24 protein-coding genes are annotated in these 25,632 nt (G+C 70.6%); 15 read left to right on the top strand and 9 right to left on the bottom strand.

Translation table 11 applies throughout. The annotated features are described in order from the left end of the window. Positions 1–22 precede the first annotated feature (22 nt). Entirely contained in the window at positions 23–925 is a 903-nt protein-coding gene (locus ALI22I_RS27875) for an SDR family NAD(P)-dependent oxidoreductase (protein WP_077008502.1), read from the bottom strand. 110 nt (positions 926–1,035) lie between these two features. Here ALI22I_RS27875 and ALI22I_RS27870 point away from each other — a divergent pair, with 110 nt between their 5' ends. From ALI22I_RS27870 to ALI22I_RS27855, 4 genes are all read left to right on the top strand, one after another. Continuing rightward, positions 1,036–1,656, top strand: a complete 621-nt coding sequence (locus ALI22I_RS27870) for a TetR/AcrR family transcriptional regulator (RefSeq protein ID WP_077008669.1) — start codon at positions 1,036–1,038, stop codon at positions 1,654–1,656. A 45-nt stretch (positions 1,657–1,701) separates the two neighbouring features. Next, complete coding sequence (locus ALI22I_RS27865; protein ID WP_077008501.1) at positions 1,702–3,375, top strand: bifunctional 3'-5' exonuclease/DNA polymerase; 1,674 nt, start codon at positions 1,702–1,704, stop codon at positions 3,373–3,375. Positions 3,376–3,489: 114 nt separating this feature from the next. Next, positions 3,490–4,884, top strand: a complete 1,395-nt coding sequence (locus ALI22I_RS27860) for a carbohydrate-binding protein (RefSeq protein WP_077008500.1) — start codon at positions 3,490–3,492, stop codon at positions 4,882–4,884. Between the two features lie 54 nt (positions 4,885–4,938). Further along, positions 4,939–5,613, top strand: a complete 675-nt coding sequence (locus tag ALI22I_RS27855) for a helix-turn-helix domain-containing protein (RefSeq protein ID WP_238598604.1) — start codon at positions 4,939–4,941, stop codon at positions 5,611–5,613. On the opposite strand, the gene ALI22I_RS27850 is transcribed toward ALI22I_RS27855, so the two are convergent. Further along, positions 5,595–6,458: a hypothetical protein gene (locus ALI22I_RS27850; RefSeq protein ID WP_077008499.1), complete on the bottom strand. Its 864-nt coding sequence runs from the start codon at positions 6,456–6,458 to the stop codon at positions 5,595–5,597. The genes ALI22I_RS27855 and ALI22I_RS27850 overlap by 19 nt on opposite strands. Positions 6,459–6,608: 150 nt before the next feature. Here ALI22I_RS27850 and ALI22I_RS27845 point away from each other — a divergent pair, with 150 nt between their 5' ends. The 4 genes from ALI22I_RS27845 to ALI22I_RS27830 are packed head-to-tail and all read left to right on the top strand — an operon-like array spanning position 6,609 to position 9,824. Beyond that, complete coding sequence (locus ALI22I_RS27845) at positions 6,609–7,055, top strand: hypothetical protein (RefSeq protein WP_077008498.1); 447 nt, start codon at positions 6,609–6,611, stop codon at positions 7,053–7,055. 3 nt (positions 7,056–7,058) lie between these two features. Beyond that, positions 7,059–7,670, top strand: a complete 612-nt coding sequence (locus ALI22I_RS27840; protein WP_083752058.1) for a DUF3558 domain-containing protein — start codon at positions 7,059–7,061, stop codon at positions 7,668–7,670. A 4-nt stretch (positions 7,671–7,674) separates the two neighbouring features. Next, positions 7,675–8,988, top strand: coding sequence for a PPE domain-containing protein (locus ALI22I_RS27835; RefSeq protein ID WP_143532461.1), 1,314 nt, complete (start codon positions 7,675–7,677; stop codon positions 8,986–8,988). A gap of 17 nt (positions 8,989–9,005) precedes the next feature. Next, a complete protein-coding gene (locus ALI22I_RS27830) occupies positions 9,006–9,824 on the top strand; it encodes an ESX secretion-associated protein EspG (protein WP_077008495.1) in 819 nt (272 codons plus the stop codon). On the opposite strand, the gene ALI22I_RS27825 is transcribed toward ALI22I_RS27830, so the two are convergent. The 6 genes from ALI22I_RS27825 to ALI22I_RS27800 form a co-directional block, all read right to left on the bottom strand. Then, a complete protein-coding gene (locus ALI22I_RS27825) occupies positions 9,796–10,956 on the bottom strand; it encodes a lactate 2-monooxygenase (RefSeq protein ID WP_077008494.1) in 1,161 nt (386 codons plus the stop codon). The genes ALI22I_RS27830 and ALI22I_RS27825 overlap by 29 nt on opposite strands. A gap of 12 nt (positions 10,957–10,968) precedes the next feature. Then, on the bottom strand, positions 10,969–12,138 hold the full coding sequence (locus tag ALI22I_RS27820; protein WP_077008493.1) for a cation:proton antiporter: 1,170 nt from the start codon (positions 12,136–12,138) through the stop codon (positions 10,969–10,971). Continuing rightward, positions 12,135–14,291, bottom strand: coding sequence for a protein translocase subunit SecD (gene secD / locus ALI22I_RS27815; RefSeq protein ID WP_077008492.1), 2,157 nt, complete (start codon positions 14,289–14,291; stop codon positions 12,135–12,137). The genes ALI22I_RS27820 and secD overlap by 4 nt, the downstream gene beginning before the upstream one ends. A gap of 36 nt (positions 14,292–14,327) precedes the next feature. Next, a complete protein-coding gene (locus ALI22I_RS27810; RefSeq protein ID WP_077008491.1) occupies positions 14,328–14,657 on the bottom strand; it encodes a hypothetical protein in 330 nt (109 codons plus the stop codon). 24 nt (positions 14,658–14,681) lie between these two features. Further along, positions 14,682–15,674: a tetratricopeptide repeat protein gene (locus tag ALI22I_RS27805; RefSeq protein WP_077008490.1), complete on the bottom strand. Its 993-nt coding sequence runs from the start codon at positions 15,672–15,674 to the stop codon at positions 14,682–14,684. Between the two features lie 127 nt (positions 15,675–15,801). After that, a complete protein-coding gene (locus ALI22I_RS27800) occupies positions 15,802–17,007 on the bottom strand; it encodes an NAD(P)/FAD-dependent oxidoreductase (RefSeq protein WP_077008489.1) in 1,206 nt (401 codons plus the stop codon). A gap of 235 nt (positions 17,008–17,242) precedes the next feature. Here ALI22I_RS27800 and ALI22I_RS51235 point away from each other — a divergent pair, with 235 nt between their 5' ends. The 6 genes from ALI22I_RS51235 (at position 17,243) to ALI22I_RS27780 (ending at position 22,943) form a co-directional block, all read left to right on the top strand. Continuing rightward, positions 17,243–17,386, top strand: coding sequence for a hypothetical protein (locus tag ALI22I_RS51235; RefSeq protein ID WP_179118385.1), 144 nt, complete (start codon positions 17,243–17,245; stop codon positions 17,384–17,386). A 50-nt stretch (positions 17,387–17,436) separates the two neighbouring features. After that, positions 17,437–19,047: an AMP-binding protein gene (locus ALI22I_RS27795; RefSeq protein WP_083752056.1), complete on the top strand. Its 1,611-nt coding sequence runs from the start codon at positions 17,437–17,439 to the stop codon at positions 19,045–19,047. A gap of 106 nt (positions 19,048–19,153) precedes the next feature. Further along, entirely contained in the window at positions 19,154–20,491 is a 1,338-nt protein-coding gene (locus ALI22I_RS27790) for a helix-turn-helix domain-containing protein (RefSeq protein WP_077008488.1), read from the top strand. Positions 20,492–20,714: 223 nt separating this feature from the next. After that, complete coding sequence (locus ALI22I_RS51230; RefSeq protein WP_179118384.1) at positions 20,715–20,864, top strand: hypothetical protein; 150 nt, start codon at positions 20,715–20,717, stop codon at positions 20,862–20,864. A gap of 61 nt (positions 20,865–20,925) precedes the next feature. Beyond that, the gene (locus tag ALI22I_RS27785) at positions 20,926–21,417 is read left to right on the top strand and encodes a PH domain-containing protein (protein WP_238598603.1); all 492 of its coding nucleotides are present in this window, start codon (positions 20,926–20,928) and stop codon (positions 21,415–21,417) included. Between the two features lie 20 nt (positions 21,418–21,437). Next, positions 21,438–22,943: a PH domain-containing protein gene (locus ALI22I_RS27780; protein ID WP_077008666.1), complete on the top strand. Its 1,506-nt coding sequence runs from the start codon at positions 21,438–21,440 to the stop codon at positions 22,941–22,943. Positions 22,944–23,170: 227 nt separating this feature from the next. Here ALI22I_RS27780 and ALI22I_RS27775 read toward each other — a convergent pair whose 3' ends face one another. Further along, positions 23,171–24,145 carry a GlxA family transcriptional regulator gene (locus tag ALI22I_RS27775; RefSeq protein ID WP_077008486.1) on the bottom strand — a complete coding sequence of 325 codons (975 nt, stop codon included), beginning with the start codon at positions 24,143–24,145 and terminating at the stop codon, positions 23,171–23,173. Between the two features lie 71 nt (positions 24,146–24,216). Between ALI22I_RS27775 and ALI22I_RS27770 the strand changes: the two genes are divergently transcribed. Beyond that, positions 24,217–25,485: an MFS transporter gene (locus tag ALI22I_RS27770; RefSeq protein WP_077008485.1), complete on the top strand. Its 1,269-nt coding sequence runs from the start codon at positions 24,217–24,219 to the stop codon at positions 25,483–25,485. Positions 25,486–25,632 lie beyond the last annotated feature (147 nt).

The raw sequence follows: 25,632 nt of genomic DNA, 5'->3' as shown, positions 1-25,632 counted from the left end.
GGGTGCGAGCCCCTCGTCACGTTCAGGCCTTCGGCGCTCCGGAGGACTCGTCCTGCTGCCGCGGAGAGCTCACCGGCAGGCCGGTCAGTTCCGCCGACCGCTCCCACAGCGCGCGGGCCAGGGCCTGGTCGCGGGCCTGCTCGTTCTTGGGCTCCTCGCGGGTGAGGCGGTGGAAGTAGGCGCCGTTCACGGTGTCCGGACCGGGGGTGGTGGCCAGGTGCAGCAGTGGTTCGGCGCCCTGCTCGGGGCTGAGGATCATGGCCTTGGCGGCCTTGCCCAGCAGTCGGGACTTCATGATCGTTCCCAGCACCGCGTTGTCGCGCATGACGTCGGTGGCGACGGATCCGGGGTGGAAGGTCGAGGCGGTGACGTCGGTGCCCTGCGTCCGCCGGGCGAGTTCGCTGGTGAACAGGATCGTGGCCAGCTTGGAAGCCCCGTACACCCGCATGCCGCGGTAGCCGTCCCGAGTGCTGTCCAGGTCGTCCGGGTCGAGGTGCGCCTTGCGGTACCGCATGCTGCCCGTGTTGATCACCCGTGCCCCGTCCGGGGACGCGGCCAGCCGGTCCAGGAGCAGGTTGGTCAGCAGGAACGGCGCCAGGTGGTTGACCTGGAAGGTCATCTCGTGGCCGTCGGCGCTGGTCTTGCGACTGGTGAAGATGGCGCCGGCGTTGTTGGCCAGGACGTCGATCCGGTCGTAGGTGTCCAGCAGATCTGTGGCGAGCCTGCGCACGTCGTCCAGCGATCCGTAGTCCACCAGGTGCGCCCGGCCCCCGACCGCCGCCGCGACCGCCGCCGTCTTCTCCGGTGACCGGCCCACCACCGCCACGGTGGCGCCCAGCTCACCGAAACGGCGTGCCGCAGCCGCGCCGATCCCGGCGCTGGCACCGGTGATCACCACCGTCTTGCCCCGGAAGTCCTGCGTCATCGCCCTCGATGTCCTCTCTGGAAGGTTGGTCAGCACAAGTGGCAGTTAACTGCCATTTGGGGCGAGATTAGCACAAGTGACAGTCGACTGCCGGTTGCTAGGATGTCGTGGTGGCCACCGGGACCGAGCGGCACCTCCGCGCCGACGCCGCGCGCAACGCGGAGCGCATCCTGGGCGCCGCGCGCGAGGTCTACGCCGACCTGGGCCCGGACGCGCCGCTCGAAGAGATCGCCCGCCGCGCCGGCGTGGGCATCAGAACGCTCTACCGCCGCTTCCCCAACAAGGAAGAACTCGTCCGGGCGGCCCTCGAACACGGCATCGCCGAGCAGCTGGCCCCCGCCATCGGGCAGGCGCTGGGCGACGACGACCCGAAACGCGGCCTGGTCACCCTGTTCGAGGCCGCGCTGTCCATGGCGGACCGCGAGCGCAACATCCTCGCCGCCGCGAACAACTCCGGCACCATCACCGCGGAAGTCAGCGCCCCGCTGATCGACTCGCTGAGCCTGCTCACCCGCCGGGGGCAGGAGGCCGGTGTCATCCGTGCCGATCTCACCCCCGAGGACATGCACCGGGTCTTGGGGATGCTCGTCGGCGTGCTGTGGACCATGAACCCCGGGGGCGAGGGCTGGCGGCGTTACGTCGCGCTCGTCGTCGACGGCCTGTGCTCCGTCGCGGCCGGCCCCCTGCCACCCCTGGTGCCCTTCGTGGAACCCGGCGACTGCCTCATCTGAGCCGTCGGCCCGGAATTGTCGGACCTGCCTTGCACAATCAGAGGCATGCTCGTCGCCCTGGTGTCGCACGCGGAGAACGCGGGTCGGTTGCGCGTGCTCTCCGACGCCGGGGTGCCCGAAGGACCTGTGGTGGAGACGTCGGACCTGGCGGCCGCCGTGTCCGATTTGGAGGTTCGACACAGACCCCGGTGGGTGTGGGCCGAGACGAACGAGGTCTACCCCGACCTGTTGGCGCACGGGGTCCGCGTGGAGCGGTGTCAGGACCTGGCGCACGCCGAGTACTTGTTGTTGGCCTACCAGGGTCGGCACAGCGAGCCGCGCGGGCTGGGTGCGGCGATCGCGCGGCTGCGCGGGTTGCCGGTGCCCGACGACCAAGGGCCGCGCAAGCGCGACACCCAGCCGACCCTGTTCGAGCCCGAGCAGGAACGGCTGCCCGGTGACGCCGACCCGTTGGACGCGGTGATCGCGGTGCACGGCGAGCAGCAGCGGCTGGTCGCCACGCTCGGGCACGCCGACCGGTTGCGGTTGCTGTTCGCGGCCGAGTCGGCCAGCGCGTTGGCCGCCGCCGAGATGACGCACTTCGGTCTGCCGTGGCGGGTGGACGTGCACGAGAAGCTGCTGGTGGACACGCTCGGCCCACGTCCGGCGAACGGGGTGCGGCCGATCCGGCTGGCGGAGTTGGCGGACCGGATCACGGCGGCGTTCGGCGGCAAGCCGATCAACCCCGACCACCCGCCGGGCATCGTGCGCGCGTTCGCCCGGGAGGGCATCGACATCCCGTCGGCCCGCGCCCGGGTGCTCAAGGAGGTGGACCACCCGGCGGTGGAGCCGTTGCTGGAGTACAAGGAACTGGCCCGGTTGTGGGTGGCGCACGGCTGGTCGTGGCTGGACTCCTGGGTGGCGGACGGCCGGTTCCGACCGGACTACGTGGTGGGCGGCGTGGTGTCCGGGCGATGGGCGACGCGGGGCGGTGCGGCGTTGCAGGTCCCGCGCACGCTGCGCACGGCGGTGCGGGCCGATCCGGGGTGGAAGCTGGTGGCGGCGGACGCGGCGCAGCTGGAGCCGCGGGTGCTGGCGGCGTTGTCGAACGACAGCCGGTTCACCGAGGTCACCGGGGACGACGACCTGTACACGGCGCTGGCCGGGGAGGCGTTCGACGGCGACCGGGGCCGGGCGAAGCTCGCCATGCTGTCCGCGATGTACGGCGGCACGGGCGGTGAGGCGGGTCCGGCGATGGCGGTGCTGCGCCGGCGGTTCCCCGAAGCCGTCGGGTACGTGGAGGCTGCCGCGCTGGCGGGCGAGCAGGGCCGGATGGTCCGCTCCCGGCTGGGCCGGACCAGTCCGCCGCCGTCGGAGGCGTGGCGCGCGGCAACCGGTGACACCGACGTCGGCGAGGACGCGTTGCGCCGGTCGCGGCGGGCGGCGCGGGACTGGGGCCGGTTCACCCGCAACTTCGTGGTGCAGGCCAGTGCGGCGGACTGGACGGCGGCGTTGCTGGGCGCGTTGCGGCGGCGGCTGCACCAGTCGGCACGCGGGTCCCATCTCGTGTTCTTCCAACACGACGAAGTCTTGGTGCACTGCCCGGAGGAGCTGGCCGAGGTGGTGTGCGCGGAGGTGACGGCGGCCGGCGAGGAGGCGTCACGGCTGGTGTTCGGCGCGACGCCGGTCCGCTTTCCGCTCAAGGCCGTGCCGGTGGACAGCTACGCCGACGCGAAGTAGCGGGTTTGGGCCGTTCGGTCGCTTGAACGATCGTTGTGAGAGCGCTCTCATGAGTGTGGAAGGCAATTTGTTGTCGTGCCGAACGCAGGGACAGTGACAAGGAGGTCACCGCTCATGGAGTTCAGCCGGAGCCGACGACGACGGGTCCTCGCGACCGCCGCCGCCCTCATCACCGCCGTGCCGCTCGCCGTCGTCGCCACCATGTCGGCGGACGCCTCGGTGCCACCCACCCCGCCGGGCTGGACACTCCAGTGGAGCGACGACTTCAACGGCGCCGCGAACACGCTGCCGTCGTCCTCGAACTGGATCTTCGACCTCGGCCACGCCTACCCCGGCGGTCCGGGCAACTGGGGCACCGGCGAGATCCAGAACTACACCAACAGCACGAACAACATCAAACTCGACGGCTCGGGCAACCTGCGCATCACCGCGCTGCGCGACGGCGCCGGCGCCTGGACGTCCGCCCGCATCGAGACCCAGCGGGCGAACTTCAAACCGCCGGCGGGCGGCAAGCTCGCCATCGAGGGCCGCATCCAGATGCCGAACGTCACCGGCCAGGCCGCGCTCGGCTACTGGCCCGCGTTCTGGGCGCTCGGCTCGCCGTACCGCGGCAACTACTGGAACTGGCCCGGTATCGGCGAGTTCGACGTCATGGAGAACGTCAACGGCATCAACTCCGTGTGGGGCGTGCTGCACTGCGGCGTGAACCCCGGCGGGCCGTGCAACGAGACCAACGGCCTCGGCGCGAGCCGGACGTGCCCCGGCGCGTCGTGCCAGTCGGCGTTCCACACCTACCGGTTCGAGTGGGACGACAGCTCCTCGCCCAAGGCGTTCCGCTGGTACGTGGACGGGCAGCAGTTCCACAGCGTCACCCAGAACCAGGTCGACGCGACCACGTGGAACAACATGACCGGCCACTCGGGCTACTTCCTGCTGCTGAACCTGGCCGTCGGCGGCGCGTTCCCCGACGGCGTGGCGGGCCACGCGACGCCGACCTCGGCGACCGTGCCGGGTCACTCGCTGGTGGTGGACTACGTCGCGGTGTGGACGGCCGGTGGCGGCACCAACCCGACCACCACGACCACGAACCCGCCCGGCGGCAGCGGGTGGGACGCGTTCAGCGACATCCAGGCCGAACAGGCCACGTCACGGTCGGGTGGTTCGGTTGAGGCGGCCGAAGGCGGTCAGGCGGTGGCGCAACTGCGCAACGGCAACTCGTTGCGGTTCTCCGGTGTCCGGTTCGGTTCCCGCACCGCCACGCAATTCGTCGCACGGGCCGCGTCCGGCGCGTCGGGCGGGGTGAGCGGCCTGGTCGAAGTGCGGCTCGACAGCCCGACCGCGGCACCCGTCGGCAGCTTCGCCATCGCCGACACCGGCGGCTGGCAGAGCTGGCGGACGGTGCCCGCGAACATCTCCGGGGTCACCGGCACGCACGACGTCTACATCACGTTCACCAGCGGCCAGCCCGCGCCGTACGTGAGCGTGAACTGGATCCGGTTCGGCACGTGAGTGCCCGTGGCGGGCCGCTCATGGCTTGCGCGGCCCGCCACTACCATCGTTCGGGTGTACGTCGAACGCCCGTACCCGGGTCTGGCCTGCGTGTGGCAGCGGAACACGCCGTCGGCCGCCGTCGGGCGGATCGTGCCGGACGGGTGCACCGACATCATCTACTCGGCTTCTTCCGGTGAGGTGTTCGTCGCCGGGCCGGACACGGTCGGCTACGTGACGCCGGTGCGGCCGGGGGCGTTGTTCGGCGTGCGTTTCGGTCCCGGCGTGGGGCCTTCGGCGTTCGGTGTGCCCGCGGTCGAACTGCGCGACCAGCGCGTGCCGCTGGAGGAGCTGTGGGGGCCGTCGTCACGTCTGGAGGACGCCCTGGGCTCGGCCGACAACCCGTGTTCCGTGCTGGCGTCGGCCGCGGTGACGCGGTTGCGGGAGACACCACCGGAGCCCGTGGTGGGTGCGATCGCGTCGGCCGTGTCGTCGTCCAGCGTGGGGGAATTGGCCTGGTCGTTGGGGCTCAGCACCCGGCAGCTGCACCGGCGCAGCCTCACCGCGTTCGGCTACGGGCCCAAGGTGCTGCACCGGGTGCTGCGGTTCGACCGGGCGGTGAAGCTGGCGTGGGCGGGCGAGCCGTTCGCCGACATCGCCCACCGCACCGGGTACGCGGACCAGGCGCACCTGTCGCGCGAGGTGCGCGAACTGGCCGGCGTGCCGCTGGGTCAGCTGATCCGGCCGTAGGCACGCAGCGTCAGCAGTGACTCGATAGTGATCACCGGCCGCCACTCGTAAGTTGTAACGGGAGTCCAGGCGGGCCACGGGAGCGTCCAGCCGCCGTCCTCCTGCCGGCCGGCGGCCAACTCGTCGAGGTCACGGCTCATCTCGTCGTCGGTGAACCAGCGCCGGGCCAGGATGTCCGGGGTCGACGCGTAGTTGTGCGGCTTGTGCGTCTCCCCCGACGCGTACCCCTCGGGCGCCTGGCCGTCGCCGAGGTCGACCAATCCCTGCTCGCGCACCAGCACACCGAGCCGTTCGGCCTCCCGTTCGGCCCTCGGCCGGTCGGGCACGTGGCTGAGGAACTGGACGCACGCGTTGATCTCGTACGGGTGAGACTTGGCGAGGTCGGTGATGCGCTGCCAGCAGAACTCCGTGGCGCGGTCCAGCCAGTCGTGCTGGACGCCCATCTTGTGCAGGACGCTCGCCAGCAGTGCCGTCATCAACAGGTCGCTGTCGTCCGACGCCTGCCACCACGGCGCTTTCGGGTGATCTCGTGCGGTGGTCAGGCAGTTCGGCACGCCACCGTCCGGGTTGGTGATCGTGGCGAGGAAGTCGCACGCCTGCTCGGTGTAGCGCGTCTCGCCCACCTCGTGGAACAGGGACAACGCCGTGTACGTGTGCAGTGGCTGACTCGTCGGCCCACGCCCGTCAGGCTCCAAGGCATGCCCGAACCCGCCGTCGTCGTTCCGGTAAGCCAGCACCGCCGCCGTCACGGGTTCGGCCGGCCCGTCGTCGAAGAGGTACAGGAACCGCCGCTGTTCGAGGACGCGCGCGTTGAGCCAGAGGAATGAACGAGCTGCATCAATCATGCCACCGACGGTATGCCCGCCGAGGTCGCGCCGTATTGAACGAATCGGACGTCCATCCCCCACCAGGAGTAACCGTCGCCATAGCCCCAACGGGGCCGAGACCCTGTGCCATCATCATTTCGGGCAGTTCAGCGTGAGGGGAGCACGACGATGTTGGACGCCGAGAGCGGCGGGGGCGCCAAGCGGATCGGGTTCATCGCGGACACGGTGACGAACGTCGTCGGCGACGTGGCACAGGGCATGGTGGGTGCTCCCCCGCCGAAGCTGGTCGCCACCCAGACGCAGTTCAGCGTGGACCCGGAGCAGGCGCAGAAGCTGATCGAGGGCTTGGCCGAGGCCCGCAACCGGTTGCAGGAACTGAACCGGAGCGCGCTCCAGCTCATGATGGTCCCGTCGTCAGCCAAAGACCCGTACAGCGCACAGGTGGTGGAGGCGATCCGTCGGACGGCGGGCAACGACGTCGGCGGCTACGGCTGGGCCAATACCATGGCGTACGAGGCGCTGACGACGACGATCGAGAAAATCGAAGCCTCCCTGGCCACCTACCGGAACCAGGACCAGGAAACCGCTGACGCCTTCAACGGCGGAGGGAAGTAGTCGATGAGGCGAGCAGTGCTGGCAGTCGCGGCGGCCGTGTCCTTCACGGTGCTGGTCGGTTGCACGTCGGTCAGCGGCGGCACGCCCGGGCCTGCCACGACCACGGGCGGTTCGGGGACGCCCACCGAGGCATCGGAGCCGACGTCGACCGGCAATGCGCCCGCGATCACCGGACCCGAACTCGACCTCGGCAAGGTCAGCGGCCCGTGCGACCTGCTCAAGGCCGACCAGTTGGCCGCCCGCGGCGTGACCAAGCCGGGCGCCAAGGAGGCCGATCCGGCGGGCCCGACCTGCCAGTGGGAGCCCGACGACGTGGTACGCGGCACCAGCATCGGCGTCACGATCATGTCGAAGGCCAACGGCTTGGACGACATGTACGCCAACCGCGCCCAGTTCCCGGTGTTCGAGCCGACCGAGGTGGCGGGCTACCCGGCGGTGAACGGCGACATCACCGACGCCAAGCACGGGGCGTGCTCCACCGCTGTCCTCGTGGCCAAGGGCGAGGCCTTCCTGGTCCAGATCGTGGTGAACGACCGGAACGCGCCCGCGTACAGCACCCCGTGCTCGGAGTCGAGCGCGGTCGCCGCGACCGTGGTCGGAAACCTGAAGGGGTAAGGACATGGCCGCTGAAGGAACCCAGCTGATGTGCGTAGGCGTCGGGGCCGACAAGATCTACAACTGGTTCGCGGAGAGCAAGGGACCGTCGCAGACGACCGACGCCAGTGAGCAGACGTGGCACGGCATCGCCGAAGGCCAGGTCGAGGTCAGTGACCTGATCAACCGGGCCGTGCGCGACTCCGGCGCTTCCTGGGAAGGCGCGGCGGGTGACGCGGCCCGGGCCAAGACCACGCCCTTGGCGAGTTGGTCGGAAACCGCGGGCACCAGCGCCACCACCGCCGGGCAGTCGAGCGCGGAGATCAGCATGGCGTTCCGGGACGCGGCGAACAACGTCATGCCACCGGTCACCGTGCCGGACAAGCCTTGGTACAACGACGTGATGCCCTGGGACACCGACTACGACGAGGCGGTCGAGCGGCACTCCCAGGTCAACGACCACAACGTGCAGGTGTTCAACAACTACGGCGCCCGGGTCGAGACCGCCCTCAGCGCCATGCCCACGTTCGAGGGGCCGGGCGAGGTCGACGGCAACGTCGAGCAAGAGAAAATCGTCATCCCGCCGCCCGACCGCGGCAAGGGCGGTGACGAGAACGATGACGACAAGACCGGTGGCGGCGGTGATCTGACCAGGACGAGCAGCACCACACGCACGACCGAGTCGTGGGTCGAGCCGACGATCCCGCCGCCGAACTCGAACGACGACGGCACGACCAAGAAGTCGTCGGTGCTGCCTGACATCAACAAACCCCAGGTCGAGGTGCCGTACCGGCCGCCGGACCCGAGGGACCAGCGCATGCCGATCGACCCGCGGGGGTTGCCCTACGACCCGCGGTTGCCGTACGACCCGCGCAACCTGAACGATCCGCGCAACCCCAACAACCCGCGCAACCGTCCCCCGGTGACGCCGGGCGTGCCGAATGCCGGCGGTGGTGGCGGCACGGGTCGCGGTGGTGGCGGCGGTGGCGGTGCCAGTGGGGTCGGACGGATGCCCGGTATGCCCGGTATGGGCGGTCCTGGCATGGGTGGTGCCGGTGGGTTCGGACCCGGTGGCGCGGCCGGTGCGATGGGGCACGGTGAGGGTCGTGGTGGCTTCGGCCCCGGTGGCGGCGCGGGCGGTTTCGGGCCCGGTGGCGCGGCCGGTGGTCGTGGTGGTGCGGGTGCGGCCGGTATGGGTGCGGGTATGGGTATGGGCGCCGGCGGTGCTCGTGGTCAGGGGGACGAGGACAAGGAGCACAAGGCCGCGTCCTACCTCCAGGAGACCGAGGACATCTTCGGCGACGGCACGATGGTGGCCCCGCCGGTCATCGGCGAATAGGTGAACAGGGGGGGAACGTGCTGCGCACCAGGGTCGCCATCCCGGTCGTCGCGCTCTACAACGCATGGCAGGCCGAGGGTCTGCCGGTGCTGCACAACGCGCTGCTGACCCAGGTCGACTTCGACGAGGACCGACTCGCCGAGGGTGACGTCACGGGTCTGGCCGACCTCGCGAACCGTGGCTGGGCCGAGTTGGAGCGGCTGGGTCTGGCGCGCGGTCGGCAGGTGCACGCCGATCTGGGACGGTCGCTGCGCATGATCGTCGACGCGAGCGCCGAGTACTACGCGTTCTTCAACCAGGGCGACGGCGACACGCGCACCGCCCTGGTCGTGCAGGCGGGTGACGAGGCGCTGCGCGTGGTGCTGCGGGCGGACCGGCACTTCGTGCTGGAGCCGGTGCGGGTCGAGGACGTGGTGCAGTCGCTGGTGTCGGCGTTGCCGGAGGCCAAGCCGGGTCGCGGCGGCGTGCTCTCGCTGCCCGCGGACGCGTTGACCGACAAGCCGCGCCAGCCCCGGCCGGACGAGGAGGGCGGGTCGTTCCTCCAGGCCAGCCGGCCGACCGGGGCGCACGTGAGCGAGGTGCAGCAGGTGCGCAAGCTGCTGGCCGAGCAACGCACCGGCGGCGGCCAGCTGTACGCCGCGCGGCGCGACCGGTTCGGGCGCAAGCAGCGCTGCGCGGCACCGCTGACCTACTTCGACACGATCACCGGTCGTTACCTGTCGGCGAAGGCGCCCGGCGGCGACGGCACGCCGTGGATCACCGTGCAGCCGGCCGACTTCACCACGTTGCAGAACCGGTTGCGGCAGCTCAGCGCCGACGCAGCGCCTCGCGGCTGAGCTCGGCCGGGCTGCGGTGCCCGGACAGGCCCAGGGTGAGGTCGAAGTCGGCGAGCAGGCTGCGCAGCACGTGCCGCACGCCGATCTGCCCACCGTGCGCGAGGCCGTAGGCGAACGGTCGTCCGACGAGCACGGCCTTCGCACCCAACGCGAGGGCCTTGACGATGTCCGCGCCGCTGCGGATACCGGAGTCGAACAGCACCTCCACCTGCTCACCGACCGCGTCGGCGATCTCCGGCAACACCTCCAGCGACCCGACCGCGCCGTCCACCTGCCGTCCGCCGTGGTTGGAGACGACGATCCCGTCCACGCCCGCGTCGACGGCCTTGCGCGCGTCGTCGACGTGCTGGATGCCCTTGAGCACGATCGGCCCGTCCCAGTGCTCACGCAGGAAGGACAACTGGTCCCACGACTTGTCTGTGCCGGTGAACAGCTGCACCCAACGCAGGATCGCCATCGGCAGGTCCTCCTCGGGCGACACGGCCAGCCCCGCCCGGAACGCCGGGTCGGAGAACGGAATGGCCGTCCCGATACCGCGCAGGAACGGCAGGTAGGACTGGTCGAGGTCGCGTGGCCGCCAGGCGAGGGTCCACGTGTCGAGGGTGACGACGAGGACCCGATACCCGGCCTTACGCGCCCGATCGAGGATGCTAGCGGCCACGTCCGGATCGTTCGGCCAGTAGAGCTGGAACCACCGGGCACTGTCACCGGCCGCCTCCGCCACTTCCTCAATGGTGTGAGAGGAAGCAGTGGACAGCACGAACGGCACACCGAGTTCGGCGGCCGCACGAGCAGTCGCCAGTTCCCCGTCCGGGTGCAAAATCGACTGAACCCCAAGCGGCGCAAGCAGAACCGGCGCCGGCATATCGGTACCCAGCAACGACGTCCCCAGATGCCGCTCGGTGGCGTTGGTAAGCATCCGCGGCACGATCCGCCAGTCGTCAAACGCCTCCCGATTCGCCCGAGCCGTTGCCCCCGCCCCAGCCGCCCCCGCCACATACCAGAACGGCCCAGGCCCAAGCCGCTCCCGAGCCGACGCCTCCAACCCCTCGGGATCGGTGGTGAACGGCGGCAGGTTGCCGGCCAGACCCTGGAGGTAGATCTCGTTCTGGTACGTGGCGAATCCGGTCATGGGTCCACCTTGCTATATGAACAGGCGTTTCGGCAGGAGCCACGTCAGGCGGTCGGAGCGCAGGACGGCCAGCGGGCCTACGACGGCCAGTAGTAGGACGTACCCGGCGACGAAGGGTGCTACACGGGGGTCTAGGCCGGCTGTTACGGCCATTGCGGCTAGGACCAGGGAGAATTCGCCGCGGGTTAGGACGGTTAGGCCGACGTCTACGGCTTGTCGGCGGTCGAATGAGTGGAGTTGGGCGGCGAAGAGGCCGGCGGCCAGGTTGAGCACGATGGTGACTGCTACGGCCGCCAGGATGGGCAGGACTACGGTGCCTACCGCGCCTGGGTCGATGCTCAGGCCGAAGATGAAGAAGAACAGTGCGCCGAACGCGTCCCGTAGTGGCAGCACGAGTTTGTGCACGCGTGGCGCTACGCCGGAGCTGCCCAGGACGGCGCCGACCATGAACGCGCCGATCGCGTCGGACACGCCTAACTCTTGCGCTACGGCCGCACCGGTGACGGCCACGCCTACGAAGCACACGACCAGCAGTTCGTCGTCGGCCGAGCCGAACAGCCTGGTCACCGCACGGCCACCCCAGCGGGCGATGGCGGCCAGTACCAGCAGGAACGCCAACGCCTTGGCGAAGTCCAGCAGCGCGGAGACGCCGGACGTGCCGCTGAGCACGGGTTGCAGCACCGCCAGGTACAGCGCGAGGAACACGTCCTCGATCACGATGATGCCCATCACCAGCCGTGACTCGGGGTTGCGCAACCGCCGTGCCTCGACCAGCAGTTTCGTCACGATGGCCGACGACGAGATGCCGATCGCGCCGGCGATCACCAGTGCCTCGCGCGTGCCCCAACCCAACGCGAACCCGAACGCCAGTCCGCCGCCGATGTTGAGCACCAGGTAACCGGTGCCGGCCAACGCCAACCGACGCCCACCCGACACCAGGTCGTCCACCGAGAATTCGAGCCCCAGGTAGAACAGCAGGAACACCAGACCGAGGCCGGACAGGACGCCCATCTCGCCGGCATCGTCCACAAGCGACAGACCGGGGGTGTTGGGACCGAACACGATTCCGGCCACCATGAACAGCGGGATCGTCGGCAGTCCTATCCGGACTCCTGCCCGCGCGATGACTCCTGCGGCGAGGAACGCGCCGCCCACCGCCAGCAATGCGTGCCCTGTGGTCATCGGCGGTCCTCCAGGGCGATCGCGACCGGTGCGGCGGTCAAGACCGTGGAGATCGTGCCGGCGACGAGGCCGATCAGCAGGGCGGTGGCGAAGTCGGCCAGTGAGCCGTCGCCTAGGACCAGCAGTGCGGCTAGCACGAAGAGGACGCCGATGCCCGTGTTCACGGTTCGCGGCAGGGTTTGCAACACGGCCGAACTCATCACTTCGGGGAACGGTGCGCGGGTCTGCCGGAGCTCGCGCACACGGTCGAACACCACTACCGAGTCGTTGACGGAGTAGCCGATCACGGTGAGCAGGGCGGCCAGGAACACGGCGTCAGCCGTCTTGCCCAGCCACGCGAACACGCCGACCAGCACGACGACGTCGGTGATGAGCGCGACCACGGTGGCCACGCCGAGCCGCCAGTCGAACCGCACGGCCAGGTACGCGAGCTGTGCGGCCACCGCGATGGCCAGGGCGATCAACGCGTTGCGCCGCAGTTCGGAGCCGAGACTAGGGCCGATCAGCTCGTTGCTCACCTGCTCCGCACCACCGGTCGCGCGGTTGACGGCCTCGGCGAGGCGCACCGCTGCGGCCGAGTCGATCGGGCCGGTGCGCACCGAGATGCCGTCGGAGCCGGACGTCACCACGACGGCGTCGGCGAAACCGGCGGACGCCAGTTCGGCCCGCACCCTGCCGGCGTCCACGGACGACGCGGTGAACTCCAGCATCCGACCGCCGGTGAACTCGACGCCCAGCTCCAGACCGCGCACGAGCAGGCCGACGACCGCCACCAGCAGCACCAACCCGGCGGTCAACAGCCAGCGGCGAGGTCGTTGGAACAGGGTGATCCCGCGTGCGGTCAGCCACGTGCGCACCCGGCCCAACGAGTGCAGCCCGCTCCACCGCGGCCGCCGTTCCATCACCGGCATGACCAGCTGCAACAGCACCCGGCTCAACACCAGTGCGCTGAACAACGACGCCAGCACACCGATCGACAACGTGACGCCGAACCCCTTCACCGGCCCGGTGGCCAGCCAGAACAGCAGACCCGCGGCCAGCAACGTGGTCACGTTCGAGTCCGCGACCGCGCTCAACGCCCCGCGGAACCCCTGGTCCACCGACCGGGGCAAGCGTTTGCGCCGCCCGAACTCCTCCCGCGCCCGTTCGAACACCAGCACGTTCGCGTCCACCGCCATGCCGATGGCCAGCACGAACCCGGCCAACCCCGGCAACGTCAACGTCGCACCGATCGCCAGCAGAGCGGCATACGCCAGGGCCGCGTAACCGGCGAGAGCCAGCACGGCCACCAGCCCCGCCAGCCGGTACACGAAGATCAGGAACAGCCCGGTCAACGCCACCCCGATGACCGCCGCACGGGCACTGGCCTCGATCGCCTCCGCACCGAGCGTCGGCCCCACGGTCCGCTGCTCCACCACCTCGACCGGCACCGGCAGCGCGCCGGACCGGATCACCAGCGCCAGTTCCTCCGCCTCGGCTTGGGTGAACCGACCGGTGATCTGGGTGCTGCCGCCGATCATGCCGGTGCCGCACACCACCGACGGATCGACTTGCGGCGCGGACACCACCTCGTCATCCAGCACGAACGCGACCCGCCGTCGAGGGTCACCCGGTGGTGAGCACGCGGCCTCGGCGGTCACCCGCTGCCACGCCTGTGGGGCGTCACCCTGGAAGTCGACGCCGACCACGTAGCCGACGCCCTGCGCGTTGGGCGTGGCGCGGGCGTCCTCGATGCCCTCGCCGGTCATCACGACGTCACCGAGGCTGATCGCGTCACCCTCCGGTGTCGGCACGTCGCCGAGCCCGGTCACCGGCTGCACGCGCAGCTGGGCGGTGCGGCCGAGCACTTCGATGGCCTCGGTCGGGTCCTGGACGCCGGGCAGTTCCACCACGATGCGGTGGTCGCCGGACCGGGCCAGCACGGGTTCGGCCACACCGAGTTCGTCGACCCGGCGCCGCAGCACCTCCATCGCGCGGTCGGTGGCGTCGGAGGTGGCTTCGGACGGGGTTTCCAGCACGATCTGGGTGCCGCCGCGCAGGTCGAGACCGAGGCGCGGTTGGACGGTGAGCAGGGTGAACGCGGACGCGGCGAGCACGCCGAGGGCTAGCAGCCCACGGACGAGTAGCGCTCGCCGCGCGCTGGGGCGCGGCATGGTGAAGGGACCTCCGGGTGAGGTGAACGGGTGGGTTCAGCTACCGGAGGTCGGGGGCGGTGCGCGTTCGCCGAGCGGCGTCTGGCCGTTGCGCTCGGGGGTGCGGTGGGTCGGGTCGACCACGTCCACCCGCACCGGCCGCGTGGGCGTGACGTGCACGGCGGGCTGGACGCCGTCCAGCGGTTGGCCCAGGTGGACCTGCACCGGGTGCACGGCGTTGGTGCCGCGAGTGGTCGTGCCGGGGAGGTGGGTGCCGTCCACGGTCGCCGAGATGGCGACGACGTCGGAAGGCGTGGTCGGGCCGGGTCCGGACACGACGAAACCCGCGATCAACGCCAAGATCGCGAGCAGCGCACGCCGGGTCATCGGTCCCCCTTCCCGACGTCCAGGTTAGCGACCGCCACCGAGAACGACGACGGCTCCGCCGACCAGCGCGCACATCCAGGCGATCACGAGCGGCTGCATCGTCGTCGCACCAAGGAAAAGCGCCACCGTCCACGCGACCAGCACGATCGCGGACACCCCGAACATCGCGACCACCACGGCCACCTTCGGCCGATGCCGGGGCAGTCGGAACAACGCCCGCCGCACCCCGCCCCTGGCCCGCAGCAGCAACTGCCCCACGACCGCGAGACAGCCGACGACCAGCAGGCCGGAGAACCAGCCGAGCAGCGGCGTCGGCTTCGGCATACCGGCCAGCATCAGGAGCAACCCGCCCGCGACCAGCAACGCGGCGAGCCGTGACAGCGCGGGCCACACCAGCACGTGCGCGGCGTGCAGCGCCTCGCCGGACGGCGGCGGCATGGGTGCGCCACCGCGCTTGCGCCGCACGGTGGCGAGGTTCGCGCGCACGTCGTCGTCACCGGGATCGAGGCGCAACGCGGTGCGGTAGGCGCGTTCGGCCGTGCCCCAGTCCCGCACCCGCAACGCGGCGTCACCGAGCACCTGGAACGCGCGAGCTTCGGTCGGCGCGAGGTGAGCCGCCTTCCGTGCGACCTCCACGGCCTCCCGCGAACCCTGCGGACTGGCCGCCAACACCTCGGCGAGCACCACCTGGCACCGCCAGTCGTCGGGCTTGCGGCGCACGCACTCCCGCGCCGCCACCACCGCTTCGGTGTGCCGTCCGAGTTCACTCAACGCCAACGCGGTCAGCCGCTGCGCCCACGCGTGGTCACCGTTGAGGACCAGCGCGCGCTTCGCCGCGTCCAGTGCCGGATCGGGTTCACCGACGTCCAGGTACGCGGCAGCCAGTCGGCACCACGCCTCGCCGTGGAGCGGATTGGCCACGAGAACAGGCTGGAGCAGGTCGATCGCCTTGCGCGGCAATCCGCGAGCAGTCAACTCGGCCGCCCGCACCACGACCGCAGCGATCGACTCCGACATCGCACCTCCCCGACCCCCCGACCAGTGTGACAGTGCTGATTGCCGCTGCTCCGCAGACGGCGGCTCGGTCGCCTGGAAGTCGATCGTTCGTGACCTCGCACCGGTGGTGCTGTCGGGTGACGGCCAGCTAGGCCAGATTGGCGAGGTCCAAGTTGCGCAGTTGGTCAGGGGAGACGGCTGCTTGGGCGTCGACCAATGCCTGCAACGCGGTGCCGTCGTCCCACTGGTTGACGTTCATCGCTGCTCGCAGCCGCCCGTCACGCAGCCAGAACGCGGTGAACTCGCGAGCGGCGACGTCACCGCGCACCACCAGTTCGTCGCGCTCCGCGTCGGCCAGCCCCCGGTACTCCATGCCCAGGTCGTACTGGTCGGTGTAGAAGTACGGCGCGGTTTGGTAGGGCTCGTTCAGCCCGAGCACGGTACCGGCGACGTGCGCGCCCTGGTCCTTGGCGTTCGCCCAGTGCTCGACCCGGACCCGCTGCCCGTAGCGGGGGTGCTGGTGCGCGGCGATGTCACCGACGGCGAAGACGTCCGGCGCGGACGTGCGCAGCGCCGCGTCCACGGCGACACCGCCCTCGGCCATGGCCAGCCCGGCGTCCTGGGCGAGACCGGTGTTCGGTGCGGCACCCACGGCGACGACCACGACGTCACCGGTCAGCTCGGTGCCGTCGGCGAGCCGGACGCCGCTCTCGGTGAAGCCGTCCACCCCGACGCCGAGCCGCCACGTCACGTCGTGCGAGGCGTGCAGGTCGCGGAACACCTCCCCCATCCGCGGCCCGAGCACGCGGCGCAGCGGCAGGTCGATCGGGTCGACCACGGTCACCGACGCGCCGTGCCGCCGGGCCGCGGCGGCCACCTCGCAGCCGATCCACCCCGCGCCCACGACCAGCACCGAAGCGCCGTCGGTCAGCTCCGCGCGCAACGCCAGCGAGTCCTCGACGGTCCGCAACGTGCGCAGACGTGGGAGCTCTCCACCCGGGACGGGCAACCGGCGCGGCGTGGAGCCGGTCGCCAGGATCAGCCGATCGTACGAATGCGCCGCTCCGGTCGAGTCGACGACAACCCGTTCGCCGACGTCGATCCGGGTGATCTCGATCTTCAGCCGCAGCTCGACCCGCTGGGTTTCGTAGAAATCGGGCTCGTGCACGCGGTGCGGCTCGTCGATGTCACCGAGCAGCAACTCCTTGGACAGCGCGGGCAGCTCGTACGGCTGGTGCGCTTCCCGGCCGAAGACGACGACGTCACCGGTGTAGCCGCGTTCCCGCAACGCACCCGCGGCGGCGGCCCCGGCCAGGCCTGACCCGATTATCACGATCCGTTGCGGTTCAGCCATTTTCTCACCCTTCTAGGTGACTGGATCGATGACCTCATGCGACGCTATCGATAGCTCGGCACGGTCGCCCGATGGGATTTTCCCCGTCATGGCACCAGTCCGCGTGCGTCTCTTCCCCGCGAGCGCCCGGATTGGTCCGAGCACCCCGTGTCGATACAGCTGGAGGTAGGGGGCCGTGGGAACAGGCAAGGAGTGGCAGATCTCTTGCCGCGACATCGCATCACGTCGCCGTGACATGACCGTTTTCGTCAGCCAGGGTCACGTCGTCGTGACCGTGCCGCCAGGTGAGACCGCCGTGCTGACCCCCTTGGAGGTGGGTCGCCTGCGCGCGGCTTTGCGCGATGCCGTGGTGAACGCGTCCGGCACGCCCGAACACTGATCACTCCGCACTCTTCCTACTCATGGGTAGGTAGTGTCAGTATCGAGGCTGTGAGCACTTACTTCGTCAGGCGCGACGCGGTGAACAGGATCGTGGGCGTGCTGCGGGCGTTGGTGACGCTGGTGCGCGCCGGTGTCGTGCGGCCGATGGGCCCTGGACGGTTGCGCGGCGTGCTGGACGCCTACCTCAGGTGGGACCTCACAGTGGCGTTCGGGTTCGCGACCGGCGCGGCCCGGCACCCCGACCGGCCCGCGATCATCGACGACGCCGGCACGCTCACCTACGCCCAGGTCGACGAGCGCACCACCCGACTCGCACACGGTCTGCACGACCTCGGCGCGCGGGCGGGTTCGAAAGTCGCGGTGCTGTGCCGCAACCACCGCGGTTTCGTGGAGACGGTGGCCGCGTGCGTGAAGCTCGGCGCGGACACCGTGCTGCTCAACACGGGTCTGAGCGCGGGCCAGATCGCGACCGTGCTGCGCGAGCAGGACGTGTCCGTGGTCGTCGCCGACACCGAGTTCCGCGACCTGCTGACCAACGCGCCGCGCAAGGTGCGCCGGGTGATGGCGTGGGTGCACGGCGTCACCAAGAGCAGGACGCTGGAGCAGCTGATCGCGGGCTCCCCCGCCACACCGCTGCCCAAACGCCCGCCGCGCGGCCGGATGATCGTGCTGACCTCCGGCACCACGGGCGCGCCCAAGGGCGCGAAGCGGCCGGAGCCGACGAGCCTCCTGCCCGCCGCCGCGTTGCTGTCCCGGATTCCGCTGAAGGCCGGTGACCGGTTCTCGGTGCCCGCGCCGCTGTTCCACACGTGGGGCCTGGCCGCGTTCCAGATCGGGCTGGTGCTCGGCGCGACCCTGGTGCTGCGGCGCAAATTCGACCCGGCGCTCACCCTCGCCGACGCGCGCAGGCACGGCAGTGACGCGTTGTTCGTCGTTCCCGTGATGCTGCAACGCATCCTCGACGTGACCGGGCGTCCGCACGTGCTGAAGCTGCGGGTGATCGCGTCCAGCGGCTCGGCGTTGCCGGCACCGGTCGCGCGGCGGTGCCTGGGGGACTTCGGCCCGGTGCTCTACAACCTCTACGGCTCCACCGAGGTGTCGTGGGTCAGCATCGCCCGGCCGGACGAGCTGCGACGGCACCCGGACACCGCCGGTATGCCGCCGCACGGCACCCGGCTGGAGATCCTGGACGACGCGGGCGACGCGGTGCCCGTCGGCACCACCGGCCGCATCTTCGTGGCCAACGAGATGCTGTTCGACGGCTACACCAACGGCAGCGGCAAAGAGGTCCGCAACGGCCTGATGTCCACCGGTGACGTCGGCTACCGCAACGCCGACGGCCTGCTGTTCGTGGCCGGCCGGGACGACGAGATGATCGTCTCCGGCGGCGAGAACGTGTACCCGCGCGAGGTCGAGGACCTCCTCGCGGGCCTGGCCGGGGTGCGTGAGGTGGCCGTGGTCGGCGTGCCGGACGAGCAGTTCGGCCAACGGCTCGCCGCGTACGTGGTGCGCGAGGAGCCGGGTGCGCTGGACGAGGACGCCGTGCGCGCGCACGTGCGCGACAACCTGGCCAAGTTCTCCGTGCCGCGCGAGGTGGTGTTCCTCGACGCACTGCCGCGTAACGAGACAGGAAAGGTGCTGAAGCGGGAGCTGCGGTGAGTACCGTCGGCGGAGCCGACAATCAGACGACAGCCGGCAGGAGTCGACCGGACAACAGCTGGCAAGGGCCGACAACCAGACAACAGCCGTCGGGGGCGACCTGACCATGACGATCCCGGTCCAGCGAGCGGCTGATCCACGCGAGGCCGCGGTGTCCAACCTGCGCGAGGCGCGGATGGCCCTGGACGAGGGACGCCCCGGTGACGCGTTGGAGTTCGCCGAGAAGGCGGTGGCCGCGTTCTCGTGGCTGGACGACGCCGAAGGCGTGGCGCACAGCGTGCTGGCCCAGTCGGTGGCGCTGGGCAAACGCGGGCTGCTGCCCGGCGCGCTGGACACCATCGACCGGGTGCAGCAGATCGCGGTGGCCAACCGGCACGTCGGGTTGCAGGCGTGGTGCAACTTCTCGCAGGCCGTGGTGGAACTGCGGCTGGACTCGCGGGAACGGTCGCTGCACTCGTTGGCGCGGGCCATGGGGCTGGCCGAGCTGACCAAGGACGTCGAGCTGATCGGTTCGATCCTGTTCGAGCAGGCCAACGTGCTGCGCACGCAGTACCACGAGCACTGCATGATCCGTTCGGCGGCGAGCCGGTGCAGCCCGGACGGCGAGCCGTGCACGCGCAAGCTGCGGCGCGCGGAGGCGTTGTGCGCGCAGGTCCGGGACCGGTGGAAGCACCTGGACCAGCCGGTGCGGATGGCCCGGCTGAACCTGCTGCTCGCCCACGTGCGGCTGGACCTCGGCGAGGTGGAGCGCGCGCTGCGCTCGTGCCAACGGGCCGACCAATTGCTGGCCAAGCAGGACCGGCCCGTGCTGCGGGCCGAACTGCTGATGGCGCGGGCCCGGATCAGCGGCGCGCGCGAGCGGTATGACGATCAAGTGCGGTTGCTCACGCGTGCGGCGGAATTGGCGATGGGTGTGCTGGCACGTGAGGTCGCGGTTCGGGCGCACGGCGCGTTGAGCGTGGCCTATGAGCGTGCCGGAAAATTGGATTCGGCATTGCACCACGCCCGGTCTCAATTGGAGCAGTACCGGTTGTGGGAGTTGCAGGAGGGCCGCGACCTACTCCGAATGCGGGAACACGACCTGTCCGCGCGACTGGTGGACCAGTTGGCCGACCACACATTCGGGCTGCGCCGGGAGAACGGGTTCGCGCGGTCGTCCCGGCCCGATCCGCTGCGCAGTTCGGCCACCGCGGAGCAGGACAACCGGCGCCTCGCGCGGGCGTTGCGGGCGGGTCTGACCAAGCGCGGCATCGAGGTGTTGCGGCGGGTCGCGGCAGGTGAGAGCACCGCGACCATCGCGGCCGGGCTGGCGTTGTCGCCGAAGACCGTGCAGAACCACCTCCAGCGCATCTACCGGACCATCGGGGTGCGCGACCGGGCGGGCGCGGCGGTCTGGTGGGTGGACTTGGACGAGGAGTCACAGGTGCGGCCGGGATTCGACTGAGTCGCTTCCGGACTTCCGGCTCGTTACCCGCAATGGTGGGATGTCCCCGACGATCGGGGTGTCCCCGTTGGGGGTATTGCCTAGCAGGCCGAGTCAGAAGTGGGTGATGACCGTGATGACCCCTATGTGCCATGCTCCGCTTGGACGTTTCCGGGCGTCCACTGCGGATCTGGTCCGGCTCCCCCCTGCCGACAAGCCGCTGCCGATTGAACGGAGTATGACGATGATTGTGCACACCCTGCACAAGATCCTGGCTGCGCTCGCCATCTGCGCCGGCCTCGCCGTGCTCGCCGCCGTGCCCGCGACCGCCGACGAGTCAGACGTCGACTCCTCGGGCGGACCGTTCATGCCGCCGTACTCCGCACCGCAGTAACACGCCTCTCAGGGCCGGGTTCGCGCGCACGTGGACTCGGCCTTGAGGCACAGTGGACGGCGTGAGCAGCGATGTGTTGCGCCTGCGTGCGCCGCGGCACCAGGTGAGCCGCAAGTCGATCACCCTCTGGACCCTGCACGCGCTGATCGGCTGGACGGTGCTGCTGGTGCCGCAACTGGTCGTCCTGATCTTCGCCTCGTCCCCGTGGCAGCTCACGGCCGCGATCGCGACCCTGGTGCTCGGCACCGCGCACACGCTGGTGATGCCGCGCTGGCGGTACCGGGTGCACCGCTGGGAGGCCACCCCCGACGCGGTCTACACGCTGGCCGGCTGGCTGAACCAGGAGTGGCGCATCGCGCCCGTCTCGCGCATCCAGACCGTGGACACCAAGCGCGGACCGCTGCAGCAGCTGCTCGGCCTGTCCACGGTCACCGTGACCACCGCTTCGGCGGCCGGACCCGTGCACATTGAGGGCTTGGACCACGCGGATGCGGTGCGGCTGGCGGACGAGCTGACCACCACCACCCAGGCCACGCCGGGTGATGCCACGTGACCACCGACCTGCCGTCCGGGATGTCTTCCGATTTGCCCGCCGACTTGCCCGCCGCGCCGGAGTACGCCGAGCCGGTGGTGGACTGGCACCGGCTGGACGTGCGGATGCTCATCGTCCGCCCGCTCAACGAACTGATCGGCCTGGTCCCGCTGCTCGTCGGCCTGCTGGTGATCGGCGGGGGCGAGACGTGGCGAATCCTGACCAGCCTGGGCGTGATCGTCGCGATCGTGCTGTTCGGCCTGCTGCGCTGGATCACCACCCGGTACCGGATCACCACCGAGCAGGTCGAGATGCACACCGGTCTGTTCGTGCGCAAGCGCCTGGCGGTGCCGCGCGACCGGATCCGCACCGTCGACCTGACCGCGAAGCTCGGGCACCGGCTGTTCGGGCTGTCCGCGATCCGGGTCGGCACCGGGCAGCGCGACCAACCCGGTGAGGACGGACTGACGCTGGACGCGGTGTCGTCGGCCGAGGCGGAACGGCTGCGCGTGCTGCTGCTCACCATCGCCAAGGCGGAGAACCCGGCGGTGACGGAGGTCACCGCGGAACGGCCGAGCGTGGTGCTGTCCAAATGGGACAAGAGCTGGCTGCGGTACGCGCCGTTGACGTTGTCCGGTCTGGTGGCGGCCGGTGCGCTGTTCGGCTTCGTGATGAACTTCGCGCGCGAGTTGGACATCGAGGTGTTCGACCCGATGACGCAGGCCGCGCACTGGGTCGCGGAGCAGCCGATCGGGTTGACCGTCGCGTTGTTCACCGGAGTGGTGCTGCTGGTCGCCACGCTGGGCTCGGTGCTGGTGTACGTGGTGCAGTTCTGGGGCTACCAGCTGACCCGCGAGCCGGACGACACGGTCCGGGTGCGCCGGGGTCTGCTCACCACGCGCTCGGTTTCCGTTGCCGAGCAACGACTTCGCGGCGTTGAGCTGGTCGAACCGCTGCTGCTGCGCGCCGGACGGGGCGCCCACGCCAAGACGGTGACCACGGGTCTGGGCCGCAAGGGCGAGAGCAACCTCCTGCTGCCGCCCGCGCCGGTCACCGAGGCGCACCGGGTGTCCGCCGCCGTCCTGAGGCAGGACGAGTCGCCGACGCGGACCCCGTTGCGGCGGCACCCCCCGGCCGCGCTGCGCCGCCGGATGGTGCGCGCGGTCGTGCCGTTGCTGGTCCTCGCGGCGGTGCTGGCGTGGTTCGCGCCGAGTTGGACGTGGCAGGTCGTGCTGGCGCTGGTGCCGTTCTCCGCCGCCCTGGGCTGGGACCGCTACCGCTCGCTCGGCCACGCGTTGACCGACCGCTACCTGCTCGCCCGAGCGGGTTCGGCGGTCCGGGAAACCGTTGCGCTGCAACGCACCGGCATCATCGGCTGGCGCATCTCCCGCTCGTTCTTCCAGCGCCGCGCGGGTCTGGTCACCATCTCCGCCACCACCGCCGCGGGCAACGGGGCGTACCACGTGATCGACGTGGCCGAGGCCGACGGTCTGGCGTTCGCCGACGAGGCCGTGCCCGACCTGCTGCGGCCGTTCCTGGAGCGGTGAGCGGGGTGTTCCGGCCGGTTCCCCCCTGGCCGGAACACCCCGCCTCGTGCACGCTCCCAGGACTCCCATCGCGAAGCCCTCGGCCTGGCCTGGCCAGGCGCAGCAAGGCCCGTTCGCCGAGACCAAGGCGCTGCTCGGGCTCGGCGATCCGGAGTCGGTGAGGGGAAGCGCCGGCCATCGCCCGTGCCCATGGGTACAAGCGGCGCGAACAGCAGGCGTTGGACGCGCTAGCCGGCTGACCGGAACGTGGTCCGGTAGACGCTGGGCGCCACACCGAGCGTCGCGCTCATCTGCAGCCGCAACGCCGCACTCGTGCCGAACCCGGAGTGCCGGGCCACCTGGTCGATGACCAGGTCCGTGGTCTCCAGCAGGTGCCGGGCCCGCTCGACCCGCTGCTGTGTGATCCACTTCCCCGGACTCACCCCGGTCTCCTCGCGGAACCGGCGGGTGAACGTGCGCACGCTCATCCGCACGTGAGCGGCCAGCGCGCGCAGCTCCAACGGCTCGTGCAGGTGCTCCAGCGCCCACGCGCGAGCGGCGGCGGTGGAGGTGTCGGTGACCTCCGGGACCGGGCGCACGATGAACTGCGACTGGCCACCCGGCCGCCACGGCGGCACGACGCACCGGCGTGCGGCCATGTTCGCGACCCCGCTGCCGTGGTCGCCCCGCACGACGTGCAGGCACAGGTCGACGCCCGCGCCGACGCCCGCCGAGGTGAGGATGCCGCCCTCGTCGACGAACAGCACGTCCGGGTCGAGGTCCACGTCCGGGAACAGCCGGCGGAAGTTGTCCGCGTGCGCCCAGTGCGTGGTGGCCCGGCGGCCGTCCAGCAGACCGGCCGCGGCCAGCACGAACGCGCCCGTGCAGATGGACATCACCCGCGCGCCGCGGTGCGCCGCCGACCGCAGGGCCTCCCGCACCGACTGCTCCACCGTGCCGTCGGCCAGCACCGACGCACCGTAGGACACTCCGGACGCGATGACCGTGTCCGCCTCCGCCAGCAGCTCCAGGCCGTGGTCGGGCGTCACGGTGAACCGCGCCGAGGTGCGCACCGGCCGGCCGCCGGGCGTGCAGATCCGCACTTGGTAGAGCCGCCGCTCCTGCTCGTCACGGGCGGCGTGGAAGACCTGCGTCGGTGTGCCGAGGTCGAACGTGACGGCCTCGTCCAACGCGAGCACTGCGACCAGGTGCGGTCGGTTCATGGCCCGATCCTTGCACAGGATGGCCTTCGAGCCACTTTCCGGAACCGCGTCGTATCCAGGACGCTTGTCCGGTGATTCGTTACCGACAGAACTGGCCATGGGTAATCGCGGGCATCGGCTTCGTCGCGCTCGTCGGTGCGGCGGCGTTCCGGTCGACCCCGGGCGCGTTGGTGGAACCGCTGCAACGCGAGTTCGGGTGGTCGACCGCCACCATCGGTTTCGCCGTGTCGGTCAACCTCGCGCTGTACGGCGTGACCGCGCCGTTCGCCGCCGCCCTCATGGACCGCTTCGGCGTGCGCAGGGTGACGGCCGGCGCCATGGCACTGATCGCGCTGGGCAGCGGGTTGACCGTGTTCATGACCACGTCGTGGCACCTGGTGATGCTGTGGGGCGTGCTGGTGGGCCTGGGCGCGGGCTCCATCTCGCTGGGATTCGTGGCCACCATCGGCAGCCGCTGGTTCATCAAGCGCCAAGGCCTGGTCACCGGCATCCTCTCGGCCGCCAGTGCGACCGGTTCGCTGGTGTTCCTGCCGCTGGTGACGTCGCTGTCCGAGTCGTCGGGGTGGCGGACCTCCGCGATTGTGGTGGCCATGGCGTCGCTCGTGGTGGTGCCGCTGGTGCTGCTGTTCTTCCGCGAACACCCCGCCGACGTCGGGATCGCGCCGCACGGCGGTGACGAGATCGTGCCCCCGCCGCCCGTGACCGGCGGTGCCGCGCGGCTGGCCATCGACGGGCTGAAGAACGCCGCCCGCACCAAGCAGTTCTGGTTCCTCGCGGCCGGCTTCGCCATCTGCGGCGCCACCACCAACGGCCTGGTCGCCACCCACTTCATCCCCGCCGCGCACGACCACGGCATGCCCAGCACCACCGCCGCGGGCCTGCTCGCCCTGATCGGCGTGTTCGACCTGGTGGGCACGATCCTGTCCGGCTGGCTCACCGACCGCGTCGACTCGCGCATCCTGCTGGGCGTCTACTACGCGCTGCGCGGCGCGTCACTGCTGGTCCTGCCCCAGCTGTTCGGCGAGTCGGTGAGCGGGTTCATGCTCATCTTCGTCATCTTCTACGGGCTGGACTTCATCGCCACCGTGCCACCGACCGTGGCCCTGTGCCGGCAGCACTTCGGGATGTCCGCCCCGATCGTGTTCGGCTGGGTCTTCGCCTCGCACCAGATCGGCGCGGCCTTCGCCTCCACCCTCGCCGGTGTCACCCGCGACAGCTTCGGCGACTACGCGCCCGCCTGGTACGTCGCCGGTTTCCTCAGCATCGGCGCCGCGGTCCTGTCCATGAGGATCAAGGCCTCTCGGGTGGAAAGCCGACCCGAAGCCCCCGCAGCGGCCTGATCCCAGGCGGAGGGGCACTCGCGGCGCCCGACAACCCCGCCGTGATTCGGCCGGGTTGTCGGGCGCCGTTCGCGTTCACCCGCCCGAGTGCACTCCGTCGTCGCCCTGAGCGTGATGAGATTGGTAGGGGCCGCCACCCGAAGCGAC

This window comes from Saccharothrix sp. ALI-22-I (genome assembly GCF_001984175.1).
Taxonomy (GTDB): Bacteria; Actinomycetota; Actinomycetes; order Mycobacteriales; family Pseudonocardiaceae; genus Actinosynnema.
The sequence above is the reverse complement of the archived record's forward strand: the minus strand, read 5'-3'. Positions and strand labels throughout refer to the sequence as shown.

What these genes read in the sequence shown, in the direction of transcription:
- ALI22I_RS27875 (WP_077008502.1), bottom strand. Translation starts at nt 925, where the DNA reads ATGACGCAGGACTTCCGGGGCAAGACGGTGGTGATCACCGGTGCCAGC.
- ALI22I_RS27865 (WP_077008501.1), top strand. Translation starts at nt 1,702, where the DNA reads ATGCTCGTCGCCCTGGTGTCGCACGCGGAGAACGCGGGTCGGTTGCGC.
- ALI22I_RS27860 (WP_077008500.1), top strand. Translation starts at nt 3,490, where the DNA reads ATGGAGTTCAGCCGGAGCCGACGACGACGGGTCCTCGCGACCGCCGCC.
- ALI22I_RS27850 (WP_077008499.1), bottom strand. Translation starts at nt 6,458, where the DNA reads ATGATTGATGCAGCTCGTTCATTCCTCTGGCTCAACGCGCGCGTCCTC.
- ALI22I_RS27845 (WP_077008498.1), top strand. Translation starts at nt 6,609, where the DNA reads ATGTTGGACGCCGAGAGCGGCGGGGGCGCCAAGCGGATCGGGTTCATC.
- ALI22I_RS27840 (WP_083752058.1), top strand. Translation starts at nt 7,059, where the DNA reads ATGAGGCGAGCAGTGCTGGCAGTCGCGGCGGCCGTGTCCTTCACGGTG.
- ALI22I_RS27835 (WP_143532461.1), top strand. Translation starts at nt 7,675, where the DNA reads ATGGCCGCTGAAGGAACCCAGCTGATGTGCGTAGGCGTCGGGGCCGAC.
- ALI22I_RS27825 (WP_077008494.1), bottom strand. Translation starts at nt 10,956, where the DNA reads ATGACCGGATTCGCCACGTACCAGAACGAGATCTACCTCCAGGGTCTG.
- ALI22I_RS27820 (WP_077008493.1), bottom strand. Translation starts at nt 12,138, where the DNA reads ATGACCACAGGGCACGCATTGCTGGCGGTGGGCGGCGCGTTCCTCGCC.
- secD (WP_077008492.1), bottom strand. Translation starts at nt 14,291, where the DNA reads ATGCCGCGCCCCAGCGCGCGGCGAGCGCTACTCGTCCGTGGGCTGCTA.
- ALI22I_RS27810 (WP_077008491.1), bottom strand. Translation starts at nt 14,657, where the DNA reads ATGACCCGGCGTGCGCTGCTCGCGATCTTGGCGTTGATCGCGGGTTTC.
- ALI22I_RS27805 (WP_077008490.1), bottom strand. Translation starts at nt 15,674, where the DNA reads ATGTCGGAGTCGATCGCTGCGGTCGTGGTGCGGGCGGCCGAGTTGACT.
- ALI22I_RS27800 (WP_077008489.1), bottom strand. Translation starts at nt 17,007, where the DNA reads ATGGCTGAACCGCAACGGATCGTGATAATCGGGTCAGGCCTGGCCGGG.
- ALI22I_RS51235 (WP_179118385.1), top strand. Translation starts at nt 17,243, where the DNA reads ATGACCGTTTTCGTCAGCCAGGGTCACGTCGTCGTGACCGTGCCGCCA.
- ALI22I_RS27790 (WP_077008488.1), top strand. Translation starts at nt 19,154, where the DNA reads ATGACGATCCCGGTCCAGCGAGCGGCTGATCCACGCGAGGCCGCGGTG.
- ALI22I_RS51230 (WP_179118384.1), top strand. Translation starts at nt 20,715, where the DNA reads ATGATTGTGCACACCCTGCACAAGATCCTGGCTGCGCTCGCCATCTGC.
- ALI22I_RS27780 (WP_077008666.1), top strand. Translation starts at nt 21,438, where the DNA reads ATGTCTTCCGATTTGCCCGCCGACTTGCCCGCCGCGCCGGAGTACGCC.
- ALI22I_RS27775 (WP_077008486.1), bottom strand. Translation starts at nt 24,145, where the DNA reads ATGAACCGACCGCACCTGGTCGCAGTGCTCGCGTTGGACGAGGCCGTC.